Below are 15404 nucleotides of genomic sequence, written 5' to 3'. Positions count from 1 at the left end.
TGATGGTTGGTGAGGGCAGTTTTATTCGTTTTTAAAGGAAAATATCGATGTAGCCAACCATAAAGGTGGTTAGCTACATCTTTCTTGTTAATGACAAGACTATTTATTTACATCGACTGAGCTTACGCCTTGTAAGGTAAAGCTGTACTGATAACTTTTTTCTGTCAGTGAGTATTTATCTAAAGCAGTCGTATGCCAACTATTAACGCCACCAACGCCCATTTGTCCGTAGTCGATATTAAGTGACACAATTGATCTAGGCTTTAAACTGCCTGAATGCATTTGAGTTCGGCGCATACCCGGATCAAGGTCGCTAATGCGATATGGCAAAGCACTCATACCGAAATGAGGTTTGCCTGATATGGCTATTCCGATCCCGTTTTTATTAACTAAAGTTGCCCATCTCACTTGTGTTTTGTAACCACTTTCTTGAGGCCGAACATAAGGGTGATACTGCTCGTTAACGGTACTTTTATATAAATCAACATGCGCAGCGTAATGACGATCACGGTAGTTTTCGTGCGGCCCTTTGCCAAAATAACTCAGTTGTTCAAATTGACCAAATAACTCCATATTCATACCAACGCGTGGAATTTTTGGCATGTCATCGAGTGACGACGTTAATTGATAATCAATATTAATGGCACCATTTGGTGTGATGGTGTAATCAATCGTTACGCTTCCCTTAACATCTTCTAGAGTAAAAGCGGTTTTAACGATTACTTTGTTATCTTCTTCAATGAATGTAAATCGTGATTTCTTCTGACGCTCAGAGGCATATCGCCAAACCCGCAATTTATCTTGCCAGTTTCCGCCAAAGTCATTATCCGTGGGTGCTCGCCAGAAATTTGCTCTAGGCGCTTTTTTGATAAGTTCTACACCTTTATAGCGCATCCCTGAGAGCTCAGCATATTTGTGATTAAACCTGAACACAAAATCTTTACCGTGTATTTCGGTGTCAGTCACTGTTCTATAGGTGGTCAGAGTGCCATCACCACCTTTATCCTTGCTGGGTATAGCTTCGTGTACGATGAATTGTTCTTTTGCTATTTCAGCGTTTTGTCCGATCAGCGGCTCATCGTTTTTTGTCAGTATTTGAATATCTAAAAAGACTTCTTGTTCACTTGGTTTAGGCGCGCGATAGTTGAGTCGATACGTTTTTGCTTGTTGGGGAGCAATGTTGAGGGAATTAATCGTGCCTTTATCTAGTGTGCGGCCATTTTGCATCAAGCGCCATGACAATTTGTAGGTTGAAAGATCTTTAAAGAAGAATTCATTAAAGACACTAATTTTTCCTTTGAAAAGGTCGATCGCTTTTATTTGAATATCTTGATGTACTTTTTTGATTTCATAGAGTGATGGCTCAGGAGTTCGGTCAGGCAACACAATACCGTTCAAAACAAAATTACCGTCAGAAGGAGTACCTGGAACACCGAAATCTCCACCATATGCAAAAATACTGTCGCCATCTTCGGTGGTTTTTCTTAAGCCTTGGTCTACCCAATCCCAAATAAACCCACCTTGTAATTTAGGGTATTTACGGATCACTTGCCAAAAGTCGAGAAAATTACCTGCACTGTTACCCATGGCATGTGCGTATTCACTCATGATCATACTACGCTCTGGATTTGATTTAGCGTATTTTTCCATATATTGCGGGGTTGGGTATTGTGGAACGAATAGATCAGTATTCCATTCTAAAACGGCCCGTTCGTACTGAATGGGACGATGAGGATCTCTAGCCCTTACCCAATCATAAGCTTGATAAAAGTTGTAGCCGTTTCCAGCTTCATTACCTAAAGACCATGCGATAATTGACGGGTGATTTTTATCACGTTCAACCATGGCAGCTATTCGTGCTAAATGGGCTTTTTTCCAATCAGGGTTATTCCCTAATGATTCGCCTTTCGCTAAGTTATAATACATACCATGTGATTCAATATTGGCTTCGTCAACCACATAAATGCCGTATTTATCACAAAGTTCGTACCAGTAGGGATCATTTGGATAATGCGCTAGGCGTACCGCATTGATATTAAATTGCTTAAACAATTTTATATCGAGTTCCATGCTTTCTTTCGAAATGTAATGACCTGTATCTGGATCGTGTTCATGGCGGTTTACACCTTTAATTAAAATAGCTTGTCCATTAACAAGTAACTGTCCTTCTTTAATTTCTGTACTGCGAAAGCCTATGGATTGATTGATCAATTGAGTCGTTTTATTGTTATCTAACAATGTCACTGTTAGTTGATAAAGGTTAGGTGTTTCAGCTGACCATTTAGCTATTTGTTCAAACTGAGCATTAAAGTGTGTTGTAACCTTTGTGTTTGCAGGAGTTATCGTTTTTATCTTGTGATAAATACGTTTTCCCTGCGCAGAGTTTAGAGTGACTTCTAACTGCTGTTGAGGATTCGTATCTATGGTATCAACGGTTAAATTAAACGTCCCCGTTGTATAATCTTTGGCTAATCCGGCGTTAACAAAGTAATCGCTAATGTGTGCTTTTGGGGTGTAATACAGGTAAACATCTCTTTCTATCCCTGATAACCGCCAAAAGTCTTGAGCTTCTAGGTAACTACCATCACTCCAGCGTAATACTTGCAGAGCTAAGGTGTTTGTTCCTTGTTGCACAAATGGGGTGATGTCGAATTCAGCGGGAGTTTTGCTTCCCTGACTGTAGCCCACTTTTTTGCCATTAACCCATAGATAAAATGCAGACTTCACTGCACCAAAGTGAATAATCACTTTTTTTTCATTTAGCCAGGATTTATCAAGTTGGAATACTTTTCGATAATGACCAGTGGGATTGTCATGTTCTTGAATAAATGGGGGATTCTTAGCAAAAGGATAAGGTTGATTTAAGTAAATGGGGCGATCGAAACCTTGTAATTCCCAATTTCCAGGAACAGTAATATCTTGCCAGTGATCAACGTTTATATCTGTTTGTGCAAAATTAGTTGGCGCACTTGCGATATTGGCACTTAATAAAAATTTCCATGTGCCATTTAGCGACTTAATGTTAACAGCTTGGGCTTTTTCCGTTGTAACGTTGTCGACAAATGGAAAGAAATTAGCCCTCGGAGGTAATTTGTTTATGCCTACTACCTGTGGGTTTTCCCAATCATTGATGGTGGATGTAGGTTTGCTAGCAGCAAAGTTTTCTCCACTTATTATTAACAGTAAGGGAGCCACTAGTAATGATAAAAAGCTGATATTTTTAAATTTGTAGTAAATACGTTGAGGTTTTCTCATTTTATTAAGCAACGAAACGTGAATATTAGCAGATAAACATAACTTACTTTTAAAATTAATGAAAGGTAATATTCCTTTCATATAATTTCGAATTTAATGTTTTACGTGATCTAAAATCATAATGTACCGTTCAGGTGTTTTGCGAGTTATTTGTATTTAGAATGTAGCAGATGAGAGAGGATAACCTTGTTGCTTTTTACTTTATAGTCGATGGAGAAAGAGGGGGCAACAGTACGTACTCTTTGTTGAATACATACTGTTATAGTTGTTATACATCAACTAGATGTAGCTCAATATTATGGCTTTCGAGTACGTCGATATATTCTTTAGCTAACTGATTATCAGTAACTAAAATATCCACTTGATCAAGGGTAACAATAGCATGCAACGAACGCTTACCAAATTTTGATGAGTCGGTAACAACAATGATTTGTTCTGCATTATCGCACATAGCTCGGTTAAAGTTGGCTTCTGGTTCGTAATGAGTACTGATACCGCGATTAATATCAATACCGTCTACACCTAAAATTACTTTATTAAAATTGTAATACTCTAAACGTTCTTCAGCTTGTGCGCCGTAGAAAGACATTGATTTTTTACGCAATTTTCCACCGGTAATAAATACATCGCAACCTTCCGCTTGTGCAAGTTGGTTAGCAATGTTTAATCCGTTAGTCATTACGGTCAGCTGTTTTTTACCTATTAGGCAATGCGCAACTTCTTCGGTTGTAGAGCCTGAATCAAGAATAATTGCATCGCCTTCATCAATAAGGTTTGCAACTGCCTCGCCAATTTTCTGCTTTACTTTGAGGTTTTTAGTATGCTTTTCTTTAATCGATAATTCTTTCGTTAAGCGATTGCTAGGTACAGCTCCGCCGCGAGAGCGAACGAGTAAGCCTAGCCTATTTAATTCATTAAGATCATTTCGAATCGTTACGGTAGAAATATTAAAGTTTTCGGCTAGCTCTTTAACTGAAACATTTCCTTTCTTTTCAGTTAGTAATACAATTTCTTGACGTCTTTCAATGGTACTTAGCATGGTACTATCTCTTTCATTATTTCTTTTATTATCGTTTTTATTGAATAAGTGTTTATTCCTTCAAGCCTCAATTGTTCGTTATTTTTAACGAAAAGGCAACTAGTTTAACCTCAGTATACTTTGTTCGAAAATATTTGAAGGTTTCAAAAATTGTTGATTAGCGGGTGCATATGTGGAATTATTAGCGGGAAATTAATAAAAATATTATTAGGAAAAAAAATGTCTACGCACATCTCAACCCCTGATTCGATTAAACAAGGCAGCGTGCTTGAACGCTATATGCCAATGTTGATCATCGGCGGATTATTTTTTATGTTTGGCTTTGTTACATGGCTAAATGGATCTTTGATCCCTTTTTTGCAAATCACTTGTGAGCTCAATCATTTTGAAGCCTATTTTGTTACCTTGGTTTTCTATATTGCTTATACCGTAATGGCCTTGCCTGCAGCGAAGGTTTTAAAAAGTATTGGTTATAAAAAAGGTATCGTTGGTGGTTTAGTGATTATGACCATTGGTGCCTTGGTATTTATCCCTGCCGCGCAAACAAAGTTATATTCGGTATTCTTAATCGCTTTATTCTTGTTAGGCACAGGTTTAACGGTTTTACAAACCGCGGCTAACCCTTATTTAGTTGTCATAGGCCCACAAGAGTCTGCAGCCGTTCGTATTAGTATTATGGGTATCCTCAATAAAGGTGCCGGTATTATCGCGCCAATATTTTTTACTGCTTTTGTGCTTACGGATATGTCGCAATTTAATGAGACTTATTTAGCAAGTTTAGATGCAGCAAGTCGACTTGACGCTTTGCAAGAGTTATCGAGCCGTTTGATTTTGCCATACTTCATCATGGCAGGCATGCTAGCGTTATTGGCTGTTTTTATTTATTTTTCTCCGTTGCCTGATGTTAATTTAGATGGCGAAAATGAGACAAATGTTGATGATGTTAACAACGTAGACAAAAGCATTTTACAATACCCTCATTTAATTTTAGGGGTAATAACGCTGTTTTTTTACATTGGCGTTGAGGTTATTGCTGGCGACACTATTGGTTTATACGGTAAAGAGTTAGGTGTTACTAACTTTGGTCAATTAACATCATATACAATGGCTTTCATGGTTGTTGCTTATATCATCGGTATTATTGTTATACCTCGGTGGATCAGTCAGGAAAAAGCATTAGTAGTTTCTGCAGTGTTAGGACTTATATTCTCAACCTTTATAATTATGGGCGCAAAAGACAGCCATTGGGTATGGGACTTTTTCTTCGCTTGGACGAACGTGCCTGCAATTCCAAATACAGTGCTGTTTGTTGCTTTATTAGGTTTAGCGAATGCTTTAGTTTGGCCAGCAGTATGGCCAATGGCGTTGAAAGACTTAGGTAAACAAACCGCGACAGGATCTGCTGTTTTGATAATGGGGATATCTGGCGGTGCATTATTACCATTGGTTTATGGAGCTTTTGCAGAGCAAAGTGGTAACTCACAAATGTCTTATTGGATCATGCTCCCTTGTTATTTATTTATTTTATATTATGCATTGATTGGGCATAAAAAGCGCCATTGGTAATTACAGGCTAATAGATCAAAAAAACGCAGCCTAGCTGCGTTTTTTTGTGTTTTTGATTATCGGTTAGCCAGGTTGATAAATGGTTGGGTAATCTCTCGGATCACGTAAAATGGGTGCGATTTTCTCATGAGTAAAATAGCCAATCATTAATACTGTTTTTAATGTGGTTAAAAATGCATATTGATAATAGTGTGCTTTTTTATTTTTAGGTATGTTTTCAAGAGGTAAGGTATCAAAGTCTTGATATTCTTCCTGCTGTGTAAGCGGTAACGAATAGAAATGACTCAAATAATTAACGTACAATTGTTTAGCTTTATTTTCAACGTTGCTGGTAGGTAATGTTTTTTGAAAGAGTGTTAACCCATTGACAAACAAACGTTGTTTTTGTCTGTCAAATGTCTCTTTTACCATGGTGTCAACAAAGTAGTGTAGTTTAAGCGTTACTGCACCAGGGATGGATGTTTCCGGTAAAATTACTTCACTGAATCGCTTGATTAATTCACGTTGATCTTCGCGGAACCATAACTGGTTTTTATGGGGATTTTGTTGACTCGCTTGTGCAATGGACAACAATGTTTGACTAGAAGCTGCTACGCCGATTGACGCAAGCAGAGCTTTGATTGCTTGACGCCTTTCCATGCTAGAATACCCCTTGTTTAAACTGTTGTACTGCATGAGCAGCAGCACGTGCGGTAAACGCCATATAGGTTAAAGATGGGTTTTGATACCCCGAAGAAACCATAAAGGAGCCATCAGTAACATAAACGTTGGCTACGCTGTGTAACTGATTATGTTTGTTCACCACTGAAGTTTTTGGATCTTTGCCCATTCTTGCGGTTCCCATTTCGTGTATTGCTTGTCCAGGAAACGAACCGTCATCATAGGGTTGCACGTTTTCGTAACCAGCCGTGCTTAACATACTAACCGCTTGTTCTTTCATATCTTTACGCATGTTTAGTTCGTTCTCACCGTATTGGCAGTCAAAGGTAACGGTAGGCAGTCCCCACGGGTCAAGTTTAGTGTAGTTTAACGAAAGTTTGTTTTCATATCGCGGTATGCACTCACCAAAGCCAATTAACGCGATTTGCCATGAACCAGGAGCGAATAGTTGATCTTTAAAGTCGGCTCCAAAAGACATTTCTTTGATGCCTCTTCGCCAATCTGATCGTGTTGCATAACCCTGATACCCATAGCCTCTAATAAAATTATGCGCTGACTTTTTTGATGATGCTAGGTTTCTGAATCTTGGAATATGAAAGCCAACAGGTCGCTTTCCTTGATCAACGAGGTGATCAAATTTTGATACTGTCGCTGTTGCACCAATTCTAAAATGATGATCCATAAGATTGTGGCCAAGTTGGCCGCTGTCATTTCCAAGTCCTTGAGGAAACCTACGGCAAGTTGATTGCATCAGTAAAGAAGTGGTCGCAACAGTTGATGCACAACAAAAAATAATATTTGCTGTGATAGTAAATTTTTTATGGCTAGTGGTATCAATTACTTCAACACCCGTTGCCAATTTTGTTTGCTCATTGTAATTGATTTTACTGACTATTGAATGCGGACGAAGTGTCATGTTGCCAGTTTTTTTAGCCGCAGGTAAAGTAGAGGCATTACTACTAAAATAGCTGCCAGTTGGACAACCACGCATGCATTTATTTCGATAGGTGCATTGGCTTCTGCCTTCGAAGTTTTTATTACCTGTCAGGTGTGCAACTCTGCCTATGGTTAAATGGCGATCTTGATAATGTTTATTAATAGATGCTCTTAAATCTTTTTCAACACTGTTTAATGGCATGGCCGGTAAAAACTTACCATCAGGTAGTTGGCTAAGATTTAACGGTTCGCCCATCACACCAATGAATTGTTCAACTTTATCGTACCACGGCGCAATATCTTTATATCTTATCGGCCAATCAACCCCGTGTTTATCCATAGCATTAGCATTAAAGTCTAAATCACTTAGCCGTAAGCACTGTCGTCCCCATGTTAACGACCGACCGCCTACATGGTAGCCTCTGATCCAGTCAAAGCGTTTTGTTTCCTGATAAGGGTGCTGAATATCATTCACGAACCAGTGCTTTATATCTTGATTGGTCGCAAAGCCAGTGCGAGATTGTTTGGCTTGTTGCGTAATTGCTTGTTGATCGGGTAGGTTACCAAAGGGGAGCTGCCAAGAAGCTAAATGAGCGGTTGGGTAGTCAGTTGGATGTTCAACCATTCTACCACGCTCTAGTACGAGTACTTTTAACCCTTGCTCGCAAAGCTCTTTAGCTGCCCAACCGCCGGTAATACCGCTACCTATGACGATAGCGTCAAACTTAGTGTTCTGTATGTCTACCATAGTGTATAAAGGTATTATTGAGTGAGTGGCGCGAACCCTTGGTCACAGAATACAACTTCACCATCAATAATGGTGGCGTTTACGTTAAGTTCGTCATCAAGTACGGCTAAACACGCACGTTTACCCACGGCAATACTGCCAAGTTGATCGGCTAACCCTAAATGAACAGCAGGCACTAAGCTTGCCATATGTACAGCTTCAAAGAAGGGGATTTCTGTCATGTTGGTAATGTTTTTTACACTTTTTTCCAGTGTTAGTGTACTACCAGCTAACGAACCTTGTTCTGTTCTAGCAATACCGTCTTTTACCACTACATCTAGTTCTCCTAAACGATAGGTACCGTCAGAAAAACCGCCAGCATTAATACAGTCACTGATCAATGCGATTTTATCTTTACCTTTTAAACGATAAATCATATTCATGATTGTAGGGTGTAAATGCACACCGTCGGCAATCACTTCTGCAAGCGCTTCTTTGTGCGTTAGTACTGCACCAGCACAACCTGGATCTCTATGATGAATACCGCTCATGCCATTAAATACATGCACACCACCACAAGCACCGGCAGCAAATGCTTCGGTAGCTTGTTGATACGTTGCATTCGTGTGACCTAACATTACATTGACTCCGAGTGAGTCTAAATAACGAATGATCTCTAGTGAACCTTCAAATTCAGGGGCCAGTGCCATTACTTTTAATGTGCCTTGGCTCGCTTGGTAGATATCGTCTACGCGTTCTTTTGTCAGTTCAAGAAAGAAAGCTTCGTTATGTGCACCTTTATGCGTTTCGGTAAAAAATAGCCCTTCGTTGTACGCGCCCAGTACTTGTGCGCCTGGCATTTTACCGTGGCTTGCTTCGCCGATAACTTCAAAGGCTTTCAGCGTTTGCTGCCAACTGGCGGTCACTGTTGTGGCCAGAAAACCAGTAACGCCGTGCTTGGCCAATGATTCTGAAATGGTGGCTAATGAGCTTAATTTTGCATCCATCACATCGCAGCCTTCGCGGCCGTGAATGTGCATATCGATCATGCCAGGAACTAAGGTTTGATTATCGAGCTCAATAACTGTGATATTGTCGTTTGGCGTGTCGGTTATTTCACTGATGATGCCATGTTTTATCAAGACAAACTTGTGATGCTCTATGGCATTTTCTGTGACTACCTTTGAACATTTGAGGTAATACTGTTCATGATTCATTGGGTAAGCTCCCTAAAATTGCAGCTCCCCTAACACCGCTAGAGTCGCCAAATTGTGCCGCTACGATTTTGGGTGATGGAAAGCCTGGAAATAAATGGCGTTTTATCACTTCAGGAAGTTGCGTGACAATATCGTCTACTAAAGATAAACCGCCCCCTAACACGATGATGTCGGGTTCTTGTACTTTTATTAACGTCGCAAACGTTTCTGATAGTATATCGAGGTAACAATCAAGAATTTTCTTTGCTGTTTTATCTTTTAGTTTTAATTGTTGATGCCAATAAATTGCAGTTTCGGTTTTGCCGGTAAAATGTTGATATAAACGATTGATACCCGGCCCAGCAATATAACTTTCAACACAACCTGTTAAACCACACCCACAAGTAAAAATTGGTAACTGGTATTTTTGCTGTAGTTGAGCGGACAAAGGTATGTGTCCGTATTCACCTGCAATGCCAAGTGTTGTTTGTTCAAGTTTTCCATTAATACAAAGCCCACCTGCGGCACCGGTACCAATAATTGCACCAAACACTCTTGAATGATGTTTACCTGCGCCTAAAGTGGCTTCAGATAAGGCAAAGCATCTTGTATCGTTTTTGATACTAATAGGTCGGTTCAATAAGGTGTTTAAGTCTTGTGCTATGTCTTTATTGGTAGCACAAGGAATATTTGCTGATAACACTTTACCGTGGTGATTGATTAAGCCGGGCATACCAATACCTAGGCTACATTGCTCACCGGTGATTTCATCTGCTTTGATAATCTGCGCATTAATTGTGTTTAAAAATAATGCGTAGTCGTTAGTTGGCGTATTTACACGCCAACTATCCAATAAATTAAAATGGTCATCAAATATAGCAGTTTCAATTTTAGTACCGCCGATATCTACACCGTAACGCGCCATTTTACAGTCCTAATGGTTTTTAGTTTTAATTGATATTCACTTAAATATCTTGGTAAGGGTAAATAGTAACACCTTGAACAACACGGTTTACTTCGCCGGTAGGGCAGGGGTTGTCTGGTGATAAATTGAGCGACATTGATTTATAAAATGCCAACATTTGGCAGTATACAATGAAAGGGAAGCCTGCCCAAATATCATCAATTTTTCGATCAGTACCAAATACAACGTCGTCAATGCAGGTAATTTCATTTGCGATATTATCTTTGGTGACTTCATTGTATAAATCTTCGGTATAACGACGAGTAACATTATTGTTTGATTGAAAAATGATAATGTCAGTCTTGTTATTCACAATCGATTTTGGACCATGACGAAAACCTAACGGGCTTTCACAATAACTGGTAATTTTTCCTGCGGTAAGTTCTAAATATTTTAACGCCGCTTCACGTGCAATACCTAGATTAGTACCAGAGCCTAAAAATACGATCCTGTCGATATCATTACTGGCTTTTTGTTTAATCGTATTTACTTCATCTTCCAAGAGGTGCTTAGCAGCGGTAATTGCTAACGATAATTGTTCTTCATTAGGTGTGAAAATACTTAACACCGACACCATCATTGAAGTGAAACTGCTGGTCATGGCAAAACTTTCATCAAGAGTGCCTTCTGGCATAATTAAACTTAATGCGTTTGTTTTGTTTCTTGCGCCATTGGCAAGTTCGCCCTTGCTGTTACAGGTGATCACTAAATGGTAACAATCATCAATTAATTGGTTTGCCAACTCAACTGCAGCAATACTTTCAGGGCTGTTACCAGAACGCGCGAAAGAAATTAACAGTGTTGGTTTTTCTTTTTGTAGAAAATACTCAGGTGTGCCGACAATATCTGTTGTACTAATTGCCTTGCAAGACAAGCCTGTTTTCTTAGCGATGTAAGGAGCTACTGTATCGCCAACATATGCAGATGTGCCAGCACCAGTAAATAACACCCTAATGCCTCTTAACGCAAGGATTGGAGTTAAGAATGCTTGAATTTCATCATGCTTGTTAATAATGTTATCGAACGCTTGTTGCCACACGCTAGGTTGTTGAGCAATTTCTTTTGCGGTCCAAAATGCACCTTGTTCTTTTAAGGAATCGGTATCGATAGTCAAAAATTTATTCATCGGGTCAAACCTATAGTGGAGACTGTTGATTGCAAGCATTAGCGTATACTTCTGTGACTTGCATTATTTTGTGAACAACTAAATCGTGTGGACAGTTCTGTATTTCACCTTCTCTTAATGCTTGGTATTGCTCTGGTAAAAACTGACTGATCAACGGTAACGGAATTGCATTGCTTGTTAAGTTTTCTAACAATGTTTGTACCGCTTGCTCAACGCGGGCCGTATTCCAATAATATCGAATACGATCACTGTAGCTGTACTGACGATAAAATACTTCTTTGTCAGGTGCGACTTGATAGAATTTTTGCCAATAGCCTGGATTTTCTTGCATCTCTGTTTCAAACACTGCCATTAAGTTAGCTTGACGTTTGGGTGCTATATAAGCTTGTTCAATAAAGCTTAATGCGAACAATGCCTCGCGCATGGCGAAAGTTAATTGAGGACCGACTTTCAAAATTGCAAAATGGTCAGCAACTAACGCTTTATAAGCACTTGGTTTTTGGTAATCAGTAGAATGTGCCTCAAAGACAATGTTAGGGACTGTTTTAATAAATTGACTAAGCGATTGGGCTTTGTCAGCGTTGTAATCAATGATACTTGTATGATCAAATTCAACACCAGGTTGAACAACAATGCCGATAACACGTTGCCAAGCTTCTGTTAATTTTTTGGCCTGAAATGCTGTTAGATGAATATCATACGTTTTCGCAACATTTTCTTTAGGCGTTACTTCAAGTGAGGTAATTTCTTCAGTTGCACCACCAGGAGGAGGCACTTCAGTGCCAATCACATAAAGAATATCTGATTGCCCAAACGTTTCAATCGCAGTTTGTTCTGCGATTTCGCATAAAATAGCTGCACGTTCTGCGATGATTTCATCAGTTAGTGCTGGTTCGTCATCAGCACAAGGCATGCTTGTATCAAGATGAATTTTTTTAAACCCTGCAGCAACATAACTTTTGATTAACGTTTTTGATTTTTCCATAGCTTGTTGGGCCGTTTCATTTACCCAACAAACAGGACCAAGATGATCACCACCTAAAATAACCTTTTCCATTGGAAAATGTAGTTTGTTGGCAATGCCAGCGATAAAGGTTACATAATCAGCTGGCTTCATTGATGTGTAGCCGCCAAATTGATTCACTTGATTGGCGGTTGCCTCTATAAGTACAACTGAATTATCTTTTTGAGCTTGTTTAATTGCAGCTTCAATTATCAAAGGCTGAGCACAGCAAACAGAATAAATGCCAACTTTTACATCATTACGATTACTATTAATGATATCTACTATCTTAGTCACTGCTAATCCTATTTTTACAATTTAAATATTAATAAAGATATTATCAGCTTTCGTTTTCTTTCGCAATAATGTTAATGAAAGAATGTTGCTTATAGTAAAGTTCTTATAAAATAACTTTAAAAACAGTTATTTATGTTTTTTATTGTTGTTTGGTTTCGTCTGTTATTTTCTTTATTTATGCTTTTATTGTTTTTATTGAAGTCTTTTGAAAGTTTTAATTGCGTTTTAAGTCGCGTTTGGTTATATATAGTGCATTACATTTATAAATAATTTAGTTTGATAAGAAATAAAGGAAACACACATGTCTGATCTCGGTCGTCGTAAATTTTTAAAGTCAGCTGCCGCAACAGCTGCTGTAGGTGTTGTAGCCGGTTGCGCAGCTACTGCTCAGAATACAGGTTCTCCAATACTTAAACAGCAGGGCCCAAGTGTTATGGGTCTTGTTGTGCCAAAAATGGATGTAGTAAGAGTCGGCTTTATTGGTGTTGGTGTTCGTGGTGGTGATTATCACGTTAAAAACTTCCTTAAAATGGAAGGCGTCGAAATAAAAGCAATTTGTGATACTGATCAGCAGTCACTTGATAAATCTGTTGCCCATGTTGTTAAGCAGGGCTTCCCTGCACCTGAAAGGTATACAGGCTCTGACTACGCTTACCGTAAAATGCTAGAGAGACAAGATATAGATGTTGTGGTGATTTCTACGCCATGGAAATGGCATGCACCAATGGCTGTAGAGTCAATGGAAAGTGGCAAACACGCATTAATTGAAGTACCAGCGGCAACAACAATTGAAGAATGTTGGCAGTTAGTTGATACCGCAGAGCGTACTCAGAAAAACTGTATGATGATGGAAAACGTTAACTATGGTCGTGATGAATTAATGTCACTGAATATGGTGCGTCAAGGGTTATTCGGTGATTTACTGCACGGTGAAGCTGCTTATATTCATGAACTTCGTTGGCAAATGAAAGAAGTTGATCGTAAAACAGGTTCATGGCGTACACAGCGTCATGCAATGCATAATGGAAATTTATACCCTACACACGGTTTAGGCCCTGTAGCTCAGTATATGAATATCAACCGAGGTGATCGACTCGACTACCTTACTTCTATGAGCTCGCCGGCAATGGGACGTCAACAATATGCACAACGCGAGTTTCCAGCGAGTCATCAACGAAATCAAATGAAATACATCGCTGGGGATATGAACACCAGTATTATTAAAACCGTGAAAGGTCGTAGTATTATGGTTCAACATGATACGACAACACCAAGACCATACAGCCGTCATAATTTAATTCAGGGTACTAACGGTGTATTTGCGGGCTTCCCAAATCGTATTGCGCTTGAGAACATTCCCGATAAAATTAAAGCTATTTATGACCAAGAGCATGAACAAGCATTGGCTCAATGGACAGCGAACGGTAAAAAAGGTTATAAGCCGCATCATCAAAATTATCATTCATGGGATACAGACATGGAGAAATGGTATCAGGCATATGACCATCCTTTATGGAAGCGTTTAGGTGACGCAGCTAAAGGTGCTGGTCATGGTGGTATGGACTTTATTATGACACACCGTATTATTTCATGTTTACGAAATGGTGAGCCTTTAGATCAAGATGTTTATGATGCAGCGGCATGGTCTTCAGTATTTCCACTCAGTATGGATTCAGTTGCTGACCGTAGTAACAGCAAGGTCATACCTGATTTTACCCGTGGCGCATGGAAAACAGGTAAGCCATTAGGTATTGTCACTTAATTACAAGTCGTAAGCGGCTTTTAATAAAGGGCTTTAATTAGGTGAACCAATAATTTGGTCATTTGATTAAGGCCTTTTTTATGAGTAACGCATTCTTAAATTATCTTCTTAACGTTCAACGATTCATTGCATTAAAAATTGAAAGGACTCATAAAAACCACTGTTTAAAAATGCAGTTTATGTCTATTCTCGCTTTCAACGTGGAAAACGAGAACTATTCCTTATTTTACCGAGAAAAGCGAGAATAGAACTTACTATCTCGTTGATATAGTTAGGAAGAAATGCTAATTTGAATTTTCATTTTTATAAATAAAAGAGCTGTTCATGGTGTTACTTGCGAGAATGGTTCTTATGAATAAGCTGTTAGTTCACTAGGTGATATATGGATTATATGAGTGTAACTGTAGGTTTCTTGGTGGGGACTGCAACGGGTGCTGCGGGAACTTATTTCGGTAATAAATATACTGATATACGAAAATCTAAAGAGAAAAAAAGAGCTGAAGAATCATTTTACAAAAAACTTTGGAGTGAACATCCAACTTTACTTTCTGAAATGAAGGCTGATTTAACAAATTCAGAGTCTAGTTATCATCGAGAGTTTTTTGCTTTAAGTAAAAGGTCTATGGTCAACATTAAAGGTCAGCATTTATCATATTACTTTGAGGAACACGATTCCTTAGAGCAACAATTAATTGCTTTTGTAGGCAAAGGATTAATTGTTGATGTTACCGAATTTGGTAAAAATTTGTCTAAGTATCAATTTACAGATACCTTCGTTGATCATTTGAAGAGCGTGAACTAACAAGAGACTATGGCGTCAATAGTTAATTTTACACTTTTGGCGCTTCCCACATTACACCGTCTCTGAGCATC

11 protein-coding genes are annotated in these 15404 nt (G+C 38.9%); 3 read left to right on the top strand and 8 right to left on the bottom strand.

The window, feature by feature from the left end; translation table 11 throughout:
- Positions 1 to 99: 99 nt before the first annotated feature.
- Positions 100 to 3255, bottom strand: a complete 3156-nt coding sequence (locus tag Q4489_RS16790) for a glycoside hydrolase family 2 TIM barrel-domain containing protein (RefSeq protein WP_303482663.1) — start codon at positions 3253 to 3255, stop codon at positions 100 to 102.
- A 268-nt stretch (positions 3256 to 3523) separates the two neighbouring features.
- The gene (agaR, locus tag Q4489_RS16785; RefSeq protein WP_303482661.1) at positions 3524 to 4294 is read right to left on the bottom strand and encodes a transcriptional repressor AgaR; all 771 of its coding nucleotides are present in this window, start codon (positions 4292 to 4294) and stop codon (positions 3524 to 3526) included.
- A gap of 219 nt (positions 4295 to 4513) precedes the next feature.
- Here agaR and Q4489_RS16780 point away from each other — a divergent pair, with 219 nt between their 5' ends.
- Complete coding sequence (locus tag Q4489_RS16780; protein WP_303482660.1) at positions 4514 to 5860, top strand: sugar MFS transporter; 1347 nt, start codon at positions 4514 to 4516, stop codon at positions 5858 to 5860.
- A gap of 63 nt (positions 5861 to 5923) precedes the next feature.
- Here the strand turns inward: Q4489_RS16780 and Q4489_RS16775 are convergent, their stop codons facing one another.
- From Q4489_RS16775 to Q4489_RS16750, 6 genes are read right to left on the bottom strand one after another with little or no spacing between them, the layout of a single operon-like run.
- Positions 5924 to 6499 carry a gluconate 2-dehydrogenase subunit 3 family protein gene (locus Q4489_RS16775; RefSeq protein WP_303482657.1) on the bottom strand — a complete coding sequence of 192 codons (576 nt, stop codon included), beginning with the start codon at positions 6497 to 6499 and terminating at the stop codon, positions 5924 to 5926.
- A gap of 1 nt (position 6500) precedes the next feature.
- A complete protein-coding gene (locus Q4489_RS16770) occupies positions 6501 to 8204 on the bottom strand; it encodes an FAD-dependent oxidoreductase (RefSeq protein ID WP_368389614.1) in 1704 nt (567 codons plus the stop codon).
- Positions 8205 to 8218: 14 nt separating this feature from the next.
- Positions 8219 to 9400 (bottom strand): N-acetylglucosamine-6-phosphate deacetylase, encoded by a 1182-nt coding sequence (gene nagA / locus Q4489_RS16765; protein WP_303482655.1) that lies wholly within the window; start codon positions 9398 to 9400, stop codon positions 8219 to 8221.
- Entirely contained in the window at positions 9390 to 10304 is a 915-nt protein-coding gene (locus tag Q4489_RS16760) for an ROK family protein (protein WP_303482652.1), read from the bottom strand. The genes nagA and Q4489_RS16760 overlap by 11 nt, the downstream gene beginning before the upstream one ends.
- Positions 10305 to 10344: 40 nt before the next feature.
- On the bottom strand, positions 10345 to 11469 hold the full coding sequence (locus Q4489_RS16755) for an SIS domain-containing protein (RefSeq protein WP_303482649.1): 1125 nt from the start codon (positions 11467 to 11469) through the stop codon (positions 10345 to 10347).
- A 10-nt stretch (positions 11470 to 11479) separates the two neighbouring features.
- A complete protein-coding gene (locus Q4489_RS16750) occupies positions 11480 to 12769 on the bottom strand; it encodes a D-tagatose-bisphosphate aldolase, class II, non-catalytic subunit (protein ID WP_303482646.1) in 1290 nt (429 codons plus the stop codon).
- A 301-nt stretch (positions 12770 to 13070) separates the two neighbouring features.
- Here Q4489_RS16750 and Q4489_RS16745 point away from each other — a divergent pair, with 301 nt between their 5' ends.
- Entirely contained in the window at positions 13071 to 14531 is a 1461-nt protein-coding gene (locus Q4489_RS16745) for a Gfo/Idh/MocA family protein (RefSeq protein ID WP_303482643.1), read from the top strand.
- A 382-nt stretch (positions 14532 to 14913) separates the two neighbouring features.
- The gene (locus Q4489_RS16740; protein WP_303482640.1) at positions 14914 to 15333 is read left to right on the top strand and encodes a hypothetical protein; all 420 of its coding nucleotides are present in this window, start codon (positions 14914 to 14916) and stop codon (positions 15331 to 15333) included.
- Positions 15334 to 15404 lie beyond the last annotated feature (71 nt).

It is taken from the genome of Thalassotalea sp. 1_MG-2023 (genome assembly GCF_030546745.1).
GTDB lineage: Bacteria > Pseudomonadota > Gammaproteobacteria > Enterobacterales > Alteromonadaceae > Thalassotalea_C.
This window is presented reverse-complemented; position numbering and strand designations above follow the sequence as displayed.

Bases quoted from the DNA above. Each gene is read 5' to 3' on its own strand.
- nagA (WP_303482655.1), bottom strand. From the start codon at position 9,400: ATGAATCATGAACAGTATTACCTCAAATGTTCAAAGGTAGTCACAGAA.
- Q4489_RS16760 (WP_303482652.1), bottom strand. From the start codon at position 10,304: ATGGCGCGTTACGGTGTAGATATCGGCGGTACTAAAATTGAAACTGCT.
- Q4489_RS16755 (WP_303482649.1), bottom strand. From the start codon at position 11,469: ATGAATAAATTTTTGACTATCGATACCGATTCCTTAAAAGAACAAGGT.
- Q4489_RS16740 (WP_303482640.1), top strand. From the start codon at position 14,914: ATGGATTATATGAGTGTAACTGTAGGTTTCTTGGTGGGGACTGCAACG.
- Q4489_RS16775 (WP_303482657.1), bottom strand. From the start codon at position 6,499: ATGGAAAGGCGTCAAGCAATCAAAGCTCTGCTTGCGTCAATCGGCGTA.
- Q4489_RS16780 (WP_303482660.1), top strand. From the start codon at position 4,514: ATGTCTACGCACATCTCAACCCCTGATTCGATTAAACAAGGCAGCGTG.
- agaR (WP_303482661.1), bottom strand. From the start codon at position 4,294: ATGCTAAGTACCATTGAAAGACGTCAAGAAATTGTATTACTAACTGAA.
- Q4489_RS16790 (WP_303482663.1), bottom strand. From the start codon at position 3,255: ATGAGAAAACCTCAACGTATTTACTACAAATTTAAAAATATCAGCTTT.
- Q4489_RS16745 (WP_303482643.1), top strand. From the start codon at position 13,071: ATGTCTGATCTCGGTCGTCGTAAATTTTTAAAGTCAGCTGCCGCAACA.
- Q4489_RS16770 (WP_368389614.1), bottom strand. From the start codon at position 8,204: ATGGTAGACATACAGAACACTAAGTTTGACGCTATCGTCATAGGTAGC.